Origin of the sequence: Streptomyces sp. NPDC059900 (genome assembly GCF_050270335.1) — a bacterium.
GTDB lineage: Bacteria > Actinomycetota > Actinomycetes > Streptomycetales > Streptomycetaceae > Streptomyces.
In genome coordinates, this window is the sequence record NZ_JBNNJZ010000064.1 from 1 (window position 1) to 14,694 (window position 14,694).

At 71.2% G+C, this 14,694-nt stretch carries 11 protein-coding genes; 4 read left to right on the forward strand and 7 right to left on the reverse strand.

All coding sequences use genetic code 11. The features are described from left to right. Positions 1-30 precede the first annotated feature (30 nt). The 3 genes from ACQKIP_RS12585 to ACQKIP_RS12595 all read right to left on the reverse strand — a co-directional run bounded on the left by ACQKIP_RS12585 (position 31) and on the right by ACQKIP_RS12595 (position 4,054). On the reverse strand, positions 31-858 hold the full coding sequence (locus ACQKIP_RS12585; protein ID WP_365854618.1) for an aldo/keto reductase: 828 nt from the start codon (positions 856-858) through the stop codon (positions 31-33). Positions 859-964: 106 nt separating this feature from the next. Further along, the gene (locus tag ACQKIP_RS12590; RefSeq protein ID WP_365854620.1) at positions 965-2,380 is read right to left on the reverse strand and encodes an NAD-dependent succinate-semialdehyde dehydrogenase; all 1,416 of its coding nucleotides are present in this window, start codon (positions 2,378-2,380) and stop codon (positions 965-967) included. 168 nt (positions 2,381-2,548) lie between these two features. Further along, positions 2,549-4,054 carry a hypothetical protein gene (locus ACQKIP_RS12595; protein ID WP_365854623.1) on the reverse strand — a complete coding sequence of 502 codons (1,506 nt, stop codon included), beginning with the start codon at positions 4,052-4,054 and terminating at the stop codon, positions 2,549-2,551. 228 nt (positions 4,055-4,282) lie between these two features. Here ACQKIP_RS12595 and ACQKIP_RS12600 point away from each other — a divergent pair, with 228 nt between their 5' ends. Further along, complete coding sequence (locus ACQKIP_RS12600; protein WP_365854625.1) at positions 4,283-4,471, forward strand: hypothetical protein; 189 nt, start codon at positions 4,283-4,285, stop codon at positions 4,469-4,471. A 210-nt stretch (positions 4,472-4,681) separates the two neighbouring features. Here ACQKIP_RS12600 and ACQKIP_RS12605 read toward each other — a convergent pair whose 3' ends face one another. Next, entirely contained in the window at positions 4,682-7,981 is a 3,300-nt protein-coding gene (locus ACQKIP_RS12605; RefSeq protein WP_427742966.1) for a family 78 glycoside hydrolase catalytic domain, read from the reverse strand. A gap of 130 nt (positions 7,982-8,111) precedes the next feature. Further along, positions 8,112-9,383: an alginate lyase family protein gene (locus ACQKIP_RS12610; RefSeq protein ID WP_365854629.1), complete on the reverse strand. Its 1,272-nt coding sequence runs from the start codon at positions 9,381-9,383 to the stop codon at positions 8,112-8,114. Positions 9,384-9,616: 233 nt separating this feature from the next. Between ACQKIP_RS12610 and ACQKIP_RS12615 the strand changes: the two genes are divergently transcribed. Next, entirely contained in the window at positions 9,617-10,186 is a 570-nt protein-coding gene (locus ACQKIP_RS12615) for a DinB family protein (protein WP_365854631.1), read from the forward strand. A gap of 43 nt (positions 10,187-10,229) precedes the next feature. Here the strand turns inward: ACQKIP_RS12615 and ACQKIP_RS12620 are convergent, their stop codons facing one another. Continuing rightward, a complete protein-coding gene (locus ACQKIP_RS12620) occupies positions 10,230-10,814 on the reverse strand; it encodes a TetR/AcrR family transcriptional regulator (protein ID WP_365854633.1) in 585 nt (194 codons plus the stop codon). A 255-nt stretch (positions 10,815-11,069) separates the two neighbouring features. Between ACQKIP_RS12620 and ACQKIP_RS12625 the strand changes: the two genes are divergently transcribed. Next, the gene (locus ACQKIP_RS12625; RefSeq protein WP_365854636.1) at positions 11,070-12,575 is read left to right on the forward strand and encodes a carotenoid oxygenase family protein; all 1,506 of its coding nucleotides are present in this window, start codon (positions 11,070-11,072) and stop codon (positions 12,573-12,575) included. A gap of 66 nt (positions 12,576-12,641) precedes the next feature. Continuing rightward, on the forward strand, positions 12,642-13,412 hold the full coding sequence (locus tag ACQKIP_RS12630) for an MBL fold metallo-hydrolase (protein WP_365854638.1): 771 nt from the start codon (positions 12,642-12,644) through the stop codon (positions 13,410-13,412). 128 nt (positions 13,413-13,540) lie between these two features. On the opposite strand, the gene ACQKIP_RS12635 is transcribed toward ACQKIP_RS12630, so the two are convergent. Then, positions 13,541-14,671 (reverse strand): S1 family peptidase, encoded by a 1,131-nt coding sequence (locus ACQKIP_RS12635; RefSeq protein ID WP_365854640.1) that lies wholly within the window; start codon positions 14,669-14,671, stop codon positions 13,541-13,543. Positions 14,672-14,694 lie beyond the last annotated feature (23 nt).

Below are 14,694 nucleotides of genomic sequence, written 5' to 3' on the forward strand. Positions count from 1 at the left end.
GGCCCGGGCCCCGCCTGTCGCGGTCGGCGCTCAGCCGTGGAAGGTGTCCGGGTCGGGGCCGGTGCGCTCGTCGCGGTTCAGTGCGGAGATCTCACCGATGTCGCCCTCGCTGAGTTCGAAGTCGAAGATGTCGAAGTTCTGCTCGATGCGCCGCTGCGTCACCGACTTCGGGAAGACGATGTCGCCGCGCTGGATGTGCCAGCGCAGGGTGACCTGGGCGGCCGTCTTGCCCTCGCGCTGCGCGATGCGGTTGATGGTCGGATCGTCGAGAACCTTGCCCTGCGCGATGGGCGACCAGGCCTCGGTGGCGATGTCGTGCTCGGCACCGAAGGCCCTGACGTCGTCCTGCGTGAGGTAGGGGTGCACCTCGATCTGGTTGACCGCGGGCACCACGTCGGTGTTCTGCATCAGCCGGTTCAGGTGGTTGGGCTGGAAGTTGGAGACTCCGATGGCCTTGGCGCGGCCCGAGCGGTAGATCTCCTCCAGGGCCTTCCAGGTCTCCACGAAGTCGCCCTTGTCCGGCAGCGGCCAGTGGATGAGGAAGAGGTCCAGGTAGTCGAGTCCCAGCTCGTCCATCGTGCGGTCGAACGCCTTGAGGGCGTCGTCGTGCGCATGGGCGCCGTTGTTGAGCTTGCTGGTCACGAAGATGTCGGAGCGGTCGATGCCGGAGTCGCGGACCGCCTCGCCGACCTCCTTCTCGTTGCCGTACATCTGGGCCGTGTCGATGTGCCGGTAGCCGGCCTCCAGCGCGGCCAGCGTCGTCTCGCGGGTCTCCTCCGGCTCGATCTGGAAGGTGCCGAAGCCGAGCTGGGGGATTTGCACTGCGTTGTTGAGGGTGATGGCGGGTACTGCGCTCACGGTGACTCCTTGTGTTGCCGTATGTCGTGCTGCCGTACGTCTTGGTGCCGGAGCCCGGCTTCGCGGTGCCGGAGTCCGGATGGCCCGGCGGCGGTGTCCGGGGCGTTCAGCCGGCGATGCCGCTGAGCTTCGCGTCGGGCGGCAGGACGCGGACCAGCTTGCGGTTCACGAATTCCTGCATGCCGAGCTTGGAGAGCTCTCGCCCGTAGCCCGACCGCTTGATGCCTCCGAAGGGCAGGTCGGGCTGGGTCGATGTCGGGTGGTTGACCCAGACCATGCCGGTCTCCACCCGCTCGGCCACCCGGCGCCCCCGCTCCACGTCCCCGCAGAACACGGATCCGCCGAGGCCGTACTGACTGTCGTTGGCCAGGGCGATGGCCTCGTCCTCGTCGGCGACGCGGTAGATGACCGCGGCGGGGCCGAAGAGCTCCTCGGCGTAGGCGCGCATGCCCGGCCTGACGCCGGTGATGACGGTCGGTTCGACGAAAGCACCGGGCCGGTCGATCCGGTGGCCCCCGGTAACCAGCTCGGCGCCCTGGTCCACCGTCTCGCGGATCTGGTCGGCCAGGTCCGCTGCCGCCTGCTCGGAGGAGAGCGGTCCCAGGGTGGTCGATTCGTCCGCCGGGTTGCCGGGCCGCAGTTCCTCGAACTTCCGGCGCATGCCCTCGACGAAGTCGTCGTACACGTCCGCAAGGACGATGAACCGTTTCGAGGCCACGCAGCTCTGTCCGGTGTTGGCCATCCGGCCCGCCACCGCGGCTCCGATGGTGCGCTCGAGGTTCTCCCGGTCGAGGACGATGAAGACGTCGCTGCCGCCGAGCTCCAGGAGGCTGGGTTTCATGTTCCGCCCGGCCCGTTCGGCGACCTTGGATCCGGCTCCCTCACTGCCGGTCAGCGAGGCTCCGCGGACCACCGGGCTGTCGATGATGCGCGAGATCTCCTCGTGGCTCACGAACAGGTTCGTGTAGACGCCCTCGGGGGCCTGCGCGTCCCGGAAGAGGGTCTCCAGGGCGAGTGCGGACTGCGGGCAGATACCGGCGTGCTTGACCAGCACGGTATTGCCGAGCAGCAGGTTCGGCCCCGCGAAACGGACCACCTGGTAGAGCGGGAAGTTCCACGGCATGACGCCGAGCAGGACACCGAGGGGCTCGTTGACGAGGTACGCCTCCCCCTCCTCGACGTCGAGCGGCTCGGGGGCTGCGAAGTCCGGCCCGTGCTCGGCGTAGTACGTCAGGATCGAGGCGGCCAGATCAACCTCCCCGCGCGCCTCGGAGATGAGCTTGCCCATCTCCAGCGTGATGAGCTGGGCCAGCTCTTCCTTGCGTTCCTTCATCAGGCCTGCCGCACGGGCGACGACGGCCGCACGCTCCTCGACGGGCCGCTCGCGCCACGCGTCGAACGCCCGGCTCGCGGTTTCCAGCAGGGAGTCGACCTTTTCGCCCTCGATCTCCGGGAACTCCCTGAGGGTCTCTCCCGTGTACGGGCTCACCGTCGCAAAGGAACTCTTGTGCTGGTCTGACATGAACTCTCCAGAACGAGGGGTGCGAGGTGACGGGCGGGACCGCAGGCGGAACCATGCGTTCCGGCCCTTGTCCGGGGTACCCGACACCTCAGGGCGCAAACCGATCATTCATCCAAAAAAGGTGCGTATGTTCGCCACGCGGGAACCGCGGGGGCCGGACGCGTCGCCTCACCCCCGCGCCCCGGCCCCGACCGCGGGACTCACCTGGATGCGCAGGTCACCGAACCGATGGGACGGCCAGCCGCTCGCGTACCCGGGCGGCCCGTCCTGTACCGCGCCGATGGCGGCCGTCGGCGTGTGCCGCGCCGTCCGCAGGAGGTCGGCCTGCGTGGTACTCGCGTTGTGCCCGTCGGTCTGGGCGGAGGAGCACCCGGCGTAGAAGGCGATCGGCAGGGCCTCCTGCCCGGTCACCACGCACGGCGGCCGCACGCCCAGGCGGTGCAGCTCGGATGCCGTACGTGCCCACTGCTCCCGACCGGCGGTGGAGCGGTCCACCGTGTCCTGGAGCACCGCGTACTGCACGGCCAGGTGACCGGCGAGGACGAGCGCCACCGCCGTCACGACCACCGGCCGCCACGCCTGGCGCGAACTGGTGACCAGGTGGACGAGGGCGTCGGCGACCGGGATGGCGAGCAGCGCATAGAAAGGGAGCAGGAAGCGCGGCGCCGCGTACCCGATCATGAAGAGGTACGGGATGCTCGCCGTGGCGGCGCAGGCCAGCGGCAGGAGCGTGCCCGCGGTGCGCCGGCCCCTGACCGCGACGGCGAGACCGAGTGCGGCAAGGAGCGGCAGGACGAACCACCAGGCGATCAGCTGCGGCTCCGGCACGGCGGCAGTGCACGGGCGGCACAGGGTCTGGCCGCGCAGGCTGCGCAACTGGTCGAGGACGGCGATGTTCCAGCCGAGGCCGCCCTGGATGTCGGAGGCAGCGGCGAGGCGGGCCCCCAAGCCACCGAAGCTGGCGTACGCCTCGATGACCCAGCCGAGCGCCCCCGCTCCAAGCCCCGCGGCCAGCGCCGCAAAGGGTCGCGGCCGGCGCCATCCGCGGGCGCAGACCAGCAGGACGGCCATCGGGAAGACCACCCAGACGGCGTCGGCGGGCCGCATCCACGCCATCAGTGCCGCGCTCGCGCCCAGGCCCCACAGCGCGGCCCGGTCACGGCGGTCCGCCCTGGCCCGCAGGAAGCATCCGACGGCCGCCAGGGCGCCGATGGCGACCCAGTAGTTGGGCATGACCTCCGGGCCGTAGAAGACGGTCACCCAGAGCGTCGCGAACAGGGCGCCCGCGAGGGCGAGCACCCGTACGGGGAAGAGGCCTCGCCAGACGCGCAGCGCGAGGAAGAGGCCGAGGCCGGACAGCACGGCGAGATAGATCCGCAGCAGCTCGGTGGACGACGACCATGAGGCGATCGGCGCGACGAGCAGGGAGATCCCGCGGGCACGGGGCGCGCTGAAGAACGCCGCCGGCGCGTGGCCGCTGACCTGGCTGACGTATACCGCCTCGTCCCAGCCCAGACCCATGCCGGGCCGCACGAGGGCCAGTTGGGCCAGCGTGAAGGCCACTGCCACGGCGGCCAGCAGGCCCTGGCTTCCGGCGCGTCGCGGGACGCGCCCGGCCGGGATCCGGCTGCGCTGCTCCGTCACGACGGGCGGGGCGTGCAAGGTCTTGGCCATCGCGCGCCTTTCCCCCTGCACACGTGCAGGGCTCCTCTTCCGGCCTGCCGAGCACAGACCAGAAATCTTATTTCACTACAAATGTGGACAAATTACCCGGCACCACGCGAGAGCGCAGGGTGAAGATCCGGGAGCCGCTGCGCGCGCCGCACGGGACGCACGGGGCCGGTGTGGTTTGGGCAGATGAAAAGTGGTGAGGCGCCCCGGAGTTGACACAGGGGGTGCAAGATGTTTCCCAATCCGGGACAGAACGGCCAATGGGTCCGCACGCGCACGGATGCCGATGCGAAGGCCTTCATCGAGGAGAAGCGCGCCGATCAGGAACGCTCGCTGCACACGGGACCCGGCACGCTGGTCCTGACGGCCGTGGTCGTGGTGCTGCTCGTGGCCGCGGCCCTGTACAGCTGGCTCGGCTGACCGCACGTCACCCGCGCGGCTCCCGCGGCTACCGCGGCACGCGCGGCGGGGTCCGCCGGGGCAGAGCCTTCGCGCCGGGATGCGTCGCGCCGGCGGGAGAACCGGGCCGCAGAGCGCCGGGCGGACCACCTGGCCCGCAGAACACGCCCGCGGCCCTCCCGCTCCGGCGTGCCGGCGCCGGAGCGGGAGGGCCGTGAGGACTTCAGGACGTCAGGGGCGCCCGCTGAACCCCCAGGTGCCGTGCGGGGCCCGGTACACCGCATAGCCCGGCTCGGTCCGCACGAACTCCGTGCCCTGCGGCGCCCGCGCCTCCTTGCGCGACGCGGCAGGAACATGGACCTCCGCCGTCGCGCCCACCGGCACCCGCACCGTGAGGCGCACGGTCTTGTCGACGCGCGACCAGGACACCTCGGCCGGGCCCCGCACGGTGCGCAACGCGGTGCGCACCCAGGTGACACCCGCACGCGCGTCGGGCCGCACGGTGAAGGTCCGGTACCCCTCGTCGCCGGGCCGCAGCCCCGCCACGTTCTCGTAGAGCCACTGCACCACGGTGCCCTGGAAGTAGTGGTCGCGCGAGCGTGAGTCGAGCGGCCACATCTCCCACATGGTGTCCGCGCCGTTGTCCAGCCAGTGGCCCCAGCCCGGATAGCTGCGCTGCGTCGCGATGGCGTGCGCCACGTCGGAGTGGCCCTGCGCGCTCAGGCAGCGCAGCAGCACGCTCGTGCCGAGGCAGCCGGTGTTGAGGTGGTTGCCCCGTTTCTCGATGTCCGCGAGCAGCGACGCCGTGACACTGGCGCGGGCGCCCGGCGGGACCAGGCCGAAGGCCAGCGGGATGCAGTTGTTGGTCTGCCGGTATTCGGGGTCCTTGGCCGTGCGGTAGTGGCCCTCGGGGGCGAGGAACGTCGCGTTGAGGCTCTTCTTCAGCTGCTCGGCGGTACCGGAGAAGCGCCGAGCGACATCGTTGTCACCCGCTATACGGGCCAGCTCGGCGGTGTCGGTGAGCGCCCGGTGCAGATAGGCGCTCGCCGTGAGCCGGGTGTCCTCGGGCGGATTGCCGCCGTAGCCGGGCGAGAGGTAGTCGCCGAGCGCCGTCACCGCCAGGCCGTCCTTCAGGCGGTCGGCCTCCCAGTCCAAGTAGCGCACCAGGGCTGGCAGATGCTCCTTGATCACGCGCTCGTCGCCGTAGACCCGGTACATCTCACGCACGAGGAACGGATAGACCGTGGTCCATTCCGGGGACGGGCCCAGATCCCCGTATCCCCAGCCGCCGCTCGGCACGATCACCGGCAGCTGGCCGTCCTTGTTCTGGCTGTCCCGCAGGTCGCCGAGCCATTTGCCGAGGAACCGGTGCATGCCCAGGGCGTACATCATGACGGGCGCGCCGACCTGCGCGTCACCCGTCCAGCCGTTCTTCTCGTACATCGGCGTGTCGGTGGGAATGCCGTGCAGGTTGTTCTGGATCGTGCGCCGCATGGCCCGTTCGAGCCGCTCGTAGAAGGGCTCGGAGCAGGCGAAGGTGCCGGTGTCGTCGACGGGTGTGTGCACCACCAGGCCGAGCACGTCGTCCGGGTCGGGCTTGCCGGGCAGCCCGCTGATCTGCACATAGCGGAAGCCCTTGTACGAGAAGCGCGGTTCCCACACCTCGGCGGCCCCGCCGCCCGCGCAGATGTACTCGTCGGTCTGGAACCGGCCGGGCACATGGCCCGTTTCGGCGTGCACGCTTCCGTCGTCCTTGAGCTTCTCGCCGTGCGCGAGCCGCACCGTCGTCCCCGCACCGGCCCGCACGCGCAGCCGCGTCCAGCCGGCCAGGGTGCGCCCCATGTCGACGATCCAGTCCTCGCCGTGCGCCGCGACCGCCACGGGCCGCACGGTGTCGATGACCTCGATCGCGTCGTGGGGCTGCGCGCGCAGCGTTCCCTTCGGCGGCTCGCGGCGCACGGGCCGCTGCCAGCCGGCGTCGTCGAATCCCGGATCGGTCCAGTCGCCGGGATCCTCGCGTGCGTCGTAGGTCTCCCCCGCGTACAGGGAGTTGGACCGGGTCGGGCCCTCGGTGATCCGCCACGATCCGTCCGTGGCGAGGGTGGTGCGGGAGCCGTCCGGGTGCTCGATCTCCAGCTGGCCGATGAGCTGCGGCTCCCCGTGCCACGGCGGCTTGTGCCAGTTCCACACGTTCGGCGTCGTCATGCCGTAGAAGCCGCGGCCGAGGGTGACACCGATGGCATTGGCGCCGCGGCGGATGCGGTCCGTCACGTCGTGCACGGCGTAGAAGACCGTCTCGTCGTAGTCCGTGAAACCCGGATCGAGCACTTGGCGGCCGATCCGGCGGCCGTTGATGTGCGCCTCGTAGTAGGCGAGGCCGCTGAGGTATAGGCGGGCGCGGGTCACGGGCTTGCGGACGGTGAACTCGCGGCGCAGCAGCGGCGCGGGCTGCTCGGCCGCGGGGACCTGCGCGTCACTGCCCCAGGGCCCCTCGCCGAACGGCGCGAGCACCTTCGCCCCGGGCCACCCGCTGTCGTCGAATCCCGCCTCCTGCCAGCCCTCCTGCTCCGACTCCGCGCAGCGCCACCCCGGCCCGGTCACCAACTCCTCGGCGCCGTCGCCGGTTTCCACCAGCAGCCGGACGAGCAGGCCGCCCGGGTTGACCGAAGCGCTGCCGCGGTTGGTCGCACGGGCGGCGACCACCACACGCCGGCCCGCGCCCCGGACCCGCTCGGTCACGTCGGCGAGACGGGCGGTGCGCCAGCCGTCGGTCTGCTCGGGGGCGTGCAGCACCTCCTCGCCGTCCAGGCAGAGGGTGAAGTCGTCGTCGGCGGTGGCCACCACCCGGGCGGCGGACACCTCGGCCCCCTCGGGCAGTTCGAGCACGCCGCGGAACCACCTGGCACCGGCCGGAGCGTCCTGCGAGGTGGAGCCCGGCGACCAGATCCAGGAAGCCCCCTCGAATCCGGGCGGCTTCGGAGCGGCGTCCGCTCCGATCCAGTGCCCCTGCCAGGCGTCCTTGGCCAGCGCGGTCTCCCACCAGCGCGAGGCGCTCCAGGCCGAGGCCCGCCCGTCGCCGTCCCAGACCCGCACCTGCCACTGATAGCGCGTACGGGGCTTCAGCGCGGGCCCGCCGTAGGGTACTTGCACGGTCCGCGCGGAGGTGACGCGCCCGGAGTCCCACACCGCCCCGGCCCTCGCATCGCCCTCGCCCTCGCTCTCGCCCGGGGCGAGCGAGACCCTGATCTGATACGCGCTCTGCCGGGCGCCGTGGCCCGGCGCCGACAGCTCCCAGCCCAGCCTCGGCTCGGCGACGTCCGTGCCGAGGAGCGTCGTCGCGTACTCGACCGTGGTGCGCTCGATTCTCAGCGCCCCCTCCCCCTTCCGCTCGCCGCCCCGGTCGTCCCCGGCGGCGGCCACCCCGGCCTGGCCAAGGCCGAGGACGCCCGCTCCGGCTCCGACCGCGGAGGTCCTCAGAAAGGCCCGGCGGTCCCACGCACCGCCGCGCCGCGTCTCACGCTCTTCGCTCATCACACGTCCCTTGGATGATGAATCCGAGTGCCCACAAGGTAAATGAAACGTTTCATTTACGGCCCGGCAAGCCTAGGTCCGCTACAGCGGGCAACTCAAGAGGCGTGCGGGGTCCGGGCGGCTCCGCCGCTCAGCCCGCGATCGAGTCCAGCTGCTCGGCCGCGGGACGCAGGGCCCACAGGTCGCCGCCGGGCGGCGTCTCCAGCTTCGGGACCGCCTTGCGCGCGGCCGCGTTACCCGCGTCGGCCGCGGCATGCACGACGTCGCTCGCCGCGAACCGGTGGAACTCCAGCTCGGGGTGCGGCCACTGCGCGGCGCCCGTGGCCGCGGGCAGCAGATAATTCACAGCCTTGAACAGGCTCTGCCCGTCGGGGCCTTGGTGCGACCACAGGTCCACGCCCACGTTCCTGCCGATCGCGGCGAGCCGGGTGTAGGCGACCAGGTCGAAGGTCGAGTAGTGCCAACTCCGTGTCCGGGCGAGCTCCTGCGGCTGGCTGCCGTCGCCCGCGATCTGCGGGTCGATGCGCCGGGCGCGGGCGTCGAGGACGGTGCGGCGGGCGAGGGCCGTGTCGCCGGTGGCGTAGGCGAGGGCGGCGACCTGCATGTCGTAGAACGTGCCGTGGTTGTTCTGCGCGGCGCTCTCCTGCTTGCCGAAGTCGCTGTCGACGAGCCAGCCCAGGAAGTCCCTGTTCCACTTCCCCATCGCGGCGCGGTCGCTCTTCGACCAGCCGGGGGCGCCCGTGCCAAGGATCGCGATCGCGTCCACGACGCTCGTGTAGGACTGCGAGAAGTCGATGATGCCGATGGCCCGGCCGTCGTACTTGCAGGGGATGAACTGCGCATGGTCCAGATCGGGGTTCATCCTGGTCGCCGGGTCGAGGAACCAGGTGCGCAGGACGGATGCGGCCTTCTCGGCGTACCGCTTCTCGCCCGTGTAGTACCAGGCGAGCGTCAGGTCGTACGTCGAGTCGAAGACCTTCTCCGCGTCCTGGCGGTCGGTCCCGGTGTCGACCTCGGGGTTGCGCTGTCCGTCGCGCTGCTCGTACGGGCAGCCCCACGGATTGTCCGCGGCCGGCGGCTGCGTGGGCCACCAGTAGGGCGCCTGGCTCAGATAGTCGTGGACGTCCCCGCCGGGTGCGGGCCGGGGTTTGTCGACGACCGTCCAGGGGCCCTGTCCGGTCCAGGCGTCGGCGCGCTTGGTCAAGTGCCTTAGGGAGCGCTTCAGTTGAGGGTCGCCGTGTTCCAGGCGGAGCTTGGTCTGCTGGAGCCGTTTGCCGTCGAGTACGGCGGTGCGCGGCGCCTCCGCGCGGGTGGTGGCGTGCGCGGCCGGCATCAGGACCGAGGCGAGGGCGGCCGCCGCGGTGAGCAGGGCGCCGTACCGCACCCGGGATCTTGCGCGCATCACGCACTCCAGTCATGAGTTCATTCATGGACATGAACAATGTTCGCCATGCAGACCGGGGTGAGCGTAGAACCACTGCCCTCTCATGGCAACGGGTGCGACACCACGCGACGTTGGCGCGACAGGTGCCGCCATAGATCGTCGGCACCTCTCCATCTAGGACACGATCTGACCTATACGAGTTCTAGCGTGGTCTTCGACGGCGAGAGAGTTGGCACCGGAAAGGCATGACCATGACTGCGAACGAACTGACCACTCACGACGGCCTGACGGAGGGCGGCGCGGCCACGGCCGTCACCGGTGAGCGTGCCGAATGGCTGGAGACGCTGGCCAAGCACCGTCACTTCCTGCGTTTCACCACGCGTGATCTCACCGATGAGCAGGCCGGTCTGCGCACCACCGCGAGCGAGTTGTGCCTCGGCGGTCTGATCAAGCACGTCACCGAGGTGGAGCGGAGCTGGGCGGGCTTCATCGTCAACGGCCCCTCGTCAATGCCGGACTTCACGGCCATGACGCAGGCCGACTGGATCCGCCGGACCGACGGATTCAGGATGCTGCCCGGCGACACGCTGGCGGGCGTCCTCGACGACTACGCCGATGTGGCCCGCAGGACCGACGACCTGGTCGCCACCCTGCCCGACCTGGGCGTCACGTGGCCGCTGCCGAAGGCACCGTGGTTCGAAGCCAGTGCCCAGTGGTCGGCCCGCCGGGTCCTGATGCACATCGTCACCGAGACCGCCCAGCACTCCGGCCACGCCGACATCATCCGGGAGTCCCTGGACGGCGCGACGAGCATGTCCTGACCCTCGCCGCCCGCCACGGCGAGCAGGCTGCGGCCCGCTGCGGTCACTTCCCCCGCAGCGCCGCAAGCTCGGCGTCGACGGCGCCGCGCATCAGGTCGCGCGCGTGGTCGATCCGCAGGCCTCCGCTGAGCCAGCGCATGCTCAGCCCTTCGAGCTGGGCGGTGAGCCGCTCGGCCGCGGCGGCCAGCGCGGGAGGCGGGGCCGTGGGCTGCACCTGGCCCAGGAGAGCCGCGACCTCCTGGACCCACACCAGCGTGGCCCTGGCGAGGTCGTCCCGCAGCGCCTCGTCGAAGACGGCGCTGGCCCGCAGCTCGCCCCAGGCCGTGCTGTTCTCCCTGATCACCGGGGTGTCCTGGAGTTCCAGGAGGAGGGTCTCTTCGAGTTCGGCACGCGGGGCGAGCGGTTCGGCGCCCTCCGCCACCTGACCGGCCGTGTAGCGCTCGGCGCGGTCGTTGATGAACTCAAGGGTCTGGCGCAGGATCCCGGTGCGGTCCTTGAAGTGGTAGTAGATCAGTCCGGTCGAGACGCCCGCCTCCGCGGCGAGCTCTTCGACGCGCAGGCCGCGGACACCGCGACGGGCGATGAGCCGTGCGGCCGCTTCGAGGATCTGAGTAGTGCGAGGCGCCATGATCCCGAACCCTACCGGGTGGTTCTCACGGCCACGGACGGACCGAATGTTCCGTTCGTGTCGGACACGTCGTGCCGGTCCGGACCGACATGATCGCCCCGCCGGCCGACTGAGCCGGGGTGGCATCAGCACCACCCCCGGGTCGGGCCCCAGACCTCCTGACCCGCGGCCCGCGCCGGAGCAGGCTTGATCCCCTCACCAGCAAACAGCCCTGCGGATGCCCCGCCGGGCGGCGACGGCGAACGGGGAGACGTGATGACCGGTCATACACGACGGAGGATCCTGCAAGGCGCGGCGCTCGCCACAGCGGGCAGCGTGGTCGGCGGCTTCGGCCTCGGCCATGACGCCCCGGCGGCGCGGGCCGCGACCCGCGCGGCGGCGGGCGGCAAGACGTCGCTCCCGTTCCTGGAGGGCGCTTTCGCCCCGGTCACCGAGGAGTTGACCGCGTTCGACCTGAAGGTGACCGGCCGCGTGCCGCGCGACCTCGACGGCCGCTATCTGCGCACGGGACCCAACGCGCTGGGCCTCGAGGATCCGCGGGCACACCACTGGATGCTGGGCGACGGCATGGTGCACGGGGTGCGGCTGCGCGGCGGACGCGCCGAGTGGTACCGCAACCGCTGGGTGCGCTCCTCGCAGGTGGCGAAGAAGCTGGGCGAGAGGTATCCCGGCCAGGCGCCGCCGGACGACTTCGCGTGCAATACGCACGTGATCCCGTACAAGGGGCGGATCCTGGCGTTGCAGGAAAGCGGACCGCTGCCCTACGAACTGGACGGCGAACTCCGCACGGTGCGCCCCTACGACTTCCGCTCCACCCTGGAGGGCGCGTTCACCGCGCACACCAAGTACGACGCGGCGGCGGACGAGTTGCACGCGGTGGCGTACTACCCGACCTGGGACCACGTGCGGCACATCATGATCGACGGGACCGGGCGGGTGGCGCGGTCCACCAAGGTCGCAGTGGCGGACGCGCCGATGATGCACGACTTCGCGCTCACCCGGAAGTACGTGGTGATCGTGGACATCCCCGTCACGTTCGACGCGGCTGCCGCCGAGAAGGGCGCGATGGTGCCGTACGCCTGGAACGACCGCCACCCCATGCGCCTGGGGCTCCTGCCGCGGGCCGGGGGCGCCGCCCGCTGGTTCGGGATCGACCCGGTCTTCTTCTCGCACACCCTGAACGCATACGACCAGGGCGACAAGGTGGTGGTGGAGTACACCTCCATGCCCGCCCCCCTCTACGTGGCGGGGCGGGGCAACGGCGGCCCGTCCGCGACCGGCACGCCGACACTCGACCGCTGGACGATCGACCTGCGCTCCGGGCGGGTCCGCAGCACCCGCATCGACGATCTGCCGCAGGAGTTCCCCCGCGTCAACGAATCGTTCGTCTCGCGCCGGCACCGCTACGCGTACACGACGAGCGCGGCCGAGATGTGGCGCGCGTACCAGACGGTCGACGGGGTCCCGCCGGACGAGAATTTCACCAACTGCCTGGTGAAGCACGACATGTCGCGCGACAGCAAGCAGGTCGTCCGCTTCCCGAAGGGGGCGGCGGCCAGCGAGCCGGTGTTCGTGCCGCGCCGGGGCGCCAGTGACGAGGACGACGGCTACGTCCTCGCCTACGTGCACGACCCCGACCGCGGCGCGACCGACCTGGTGATCCTCGCGGCACAGGACTTCACCGGTCATCCGCTGGCCCGCGTCCACCTGCCCGGCCGGGTGCCGCTGGGCTTCCACGGAAGCTGGGTGGGCGACGCGTGACCGGGTAGGGCAGGCCGGCTCCGGAACCGCGCTTCGGTGGTGATCCACGCGTTCTAGACTCGCCGGATGGCCGGCGATCTTCTCCGTCTCACCGTTCTGGGCTCCGCGACGCCCTATCCGAGCGTGGACAATCCGTGCTCCGGATATCTGGTGTCCCATGGCGGCACCCGGGTGTGGGTGGACGCGGGCAGCGGGACGCTCGCGCCGCTGCAACGGCACGCCCGCCTCGACGAGTTGGACGCGATCTGGATCTCGCATCTGCACGCCGATCACAGCGCGGACCTGCTGACCGCCTATTACGGGGCGCTCTACGCCGACGTGCGGCTCACCGCGCCGATCCCCTTGTACGGGCCGCCGGGCATCGCCGACCGGCTTGCCCACTTCCTCACCAACTCCGCGGTCCGCAGCCCGGTCGAATCGGCCTTCGCCGTTCATGAACTGCACGACGGGCACCAGGTGTCCGTCGGTGCGCTCACGCTGACCAGCCGGGCGGTGGATCACGGCATCCCGGCCTTTGCCCTGCGCGTCACCGCCGGGGGCAGGTCGCTGGTCTACTCCGGAGACACGGCGCCGTGCGCGGGCCTCACCGGCCTGGCCGAGGGGTGCGACGTACTGCTGTGCGAGGCCGACAGCGCGGAGCGGCCCGCGGACGGCGATCAGGTCCATCACACGCCCGAGGACGCCGGGGACACGGCCGGCGCGGCCCGCGCGGGACGGTTGATCGTCACGCATGTGGGCCGCTCCCTCACCCCGGAACAGGCGGTGGCCCGCGCCGCGACCCGCTTCGGAGGACCCGTCGTGCACGCGGCCCCCGGTGCCGTCTTCCCGATCGGCTGAGCCGCGGGCCGCGGCCGGTGACCCGTCCGGCCGCGGCCCCGGTCACGACCGCCGGTCCGCGCTACGGCCGATGCACAGCAGGCCATACGTCAGTGCGCGCACCCTGAGGGTGGCCATCCGGGCCGACTTCAATTGCCGCCTCCTGCTCCGATCTCCGCGCCGACCGCCGCCAGTGCGGTCGTCACGGGCTGGAAGAAGGTCTCGCCGCCCGCGGTGCAGTCGCCGCTGCCGCCCGACGTGAGGCCGATCGCGCTCCCGTCGGCGGTGAACAGCGAGCCCCCGCTGTCGCCCGGCTCGGCGCACACATCGGTCTGGATGAGTCCGGTGACGGTGCCCTCCGCGTAGTTCACCGTGGCGTTGAGCCCGGTGACGGTGCCCTCGTTGAGCCCCGTGGTGCTGCCCATGCGGGACACCTCGAGCCCGACCGCGGCTTCGGCGGCCTGTGTGATCTCCACGGCCTGGCCGTCGCCCGTGTTGACCTCGCTCGGGGCCTCGGTGGCCGGATCGTCGTACGTGACCAGGGCGAAGTCGCCCTCTCCGGGGAACGTGGCGGCCTGGACGGTGCCGATGGCCGCGCCGCCCTGGGCATCGGACCAGCTCTCGGCGGCCACTCCGCAGTGTCCCGCGGTGAGGAAGCCGGGGCTCCCGTCCTCGGTCGTCACGTTGAAGCCCAGCGAACAGCGCGCGCCGCCTCCGAAGATGGCGTCACCGCCCGAGGCGAAGGGCTTGAACTCGCCCGCGGACTTCTGGATGCGGGCCATGCCCGTACCCAGCGAATCGACGGTCGATTCGAGCTTGTCCCAGCGTTCGCCGGTGACCGTGCGGTCGGCCGTGACCACGATCTGGTTGGTCCTGGGGTCCGTGGCCCACGCGGTTCCGGCGATGGTGGCCCGCGTGGCCAGCGTCTTCGCGGCGGTGCCCAGTTCCCCCGTGCTGTTGTCGACGCTCCGCGCCACCGCTCCGGCTCTGCGCACCTGGACGTTCACCGCGTTGTCGTCGCCCACGACGTTGACGACGAGCTGCTGCTTGGCCTCGTCGTAGTACGCCCCGCCGTAGGCGTCGCCCAGCTGCGAGGCCATCGGCTCCAGGAGCTTCGCCGCCGATGCCGCGCTGATCCTCTTGGCGGCGGGCCCCTCGGCGGCCTCCGTCCCGGACTGCGAGGCGTTGGCCTGCTGCAGCAGGACGGCTGTCGCGACCATGCCCATCGCCGCGGCCCCTGCCAGCACGGCCTTTCGCTTGGGTATTCGCTTGTGCCTCAACTCGTCGCCTCCTGTGGGGGATG

Bases quoted from the DNA above. Each gene is read 5' to 3' on its own strand.
- ACQKIP_RS12620 (WP_365854633.1), bottom strand. From the start codon at position 10,814: ATGGCGCCTCGCACTACTCAGATCCTCGAAGCGGCCGCACGGCTCATC.
- ACQKIP_RS12610 (WP_365854629.1), bottom strand. From the start codon at position 9,383: ATGCGCGCAAGATCCCGGGTGCGGTACGGCGCCCTGCTCACCGCGGCG.
- ACQKIP_RS12615 (WP_365854631.1), top strand. From the start codon at position 9,617: ATGACTGCGAACGAACTGACCACTCACGACGGCCTGACGGAGGGCGGC.
- ACQKIP_RS12595 (WP_365854623.1), bottom strand. From the start codon at position 4,054: ATGGCCAAGACCTTGCACGCCCCGCCCGTCGTGACGGAGCAGCGCAGC.
- ACQKIP_RS12625 (WP_365854636.1), top strand. From the start codon at position 11,070: ATGACCGGTCATACACGACGGAGGATCCTGCAAGGCGCGGCGCTCGCC.
- ACQKIP_RS12600 (WP_365854625.1), top strand. From the start codon at position 4,283: ATGTTTCCCAATCCGGGACAGAACGGCCAATGGGTCCGCACGCGCACG.
- ACQKIP_RS12605 (WP_427742966.1), bottom strand. From the start codon at position 7,981: ATGAGCGAAGAGCGTGAGACGCGGCGCGGCGGTGCGTGGGACCGCCGG.
- ACQKIP_RS12590 (WP_365854620.1), bottom strand. From the start codon at position 2,380: ATGTCAGACCAGCACAAGAGTTCCTTTGCGACGGTGAGCCCGTACACG.
- ACQKIP_RS12630 (WP_365854638.1), top strand. From the start codon at position 12,642: ATGGCCGGCGATCTTCTCCGTCTCACCGTTCTGGGCTCCGCGACGCCC.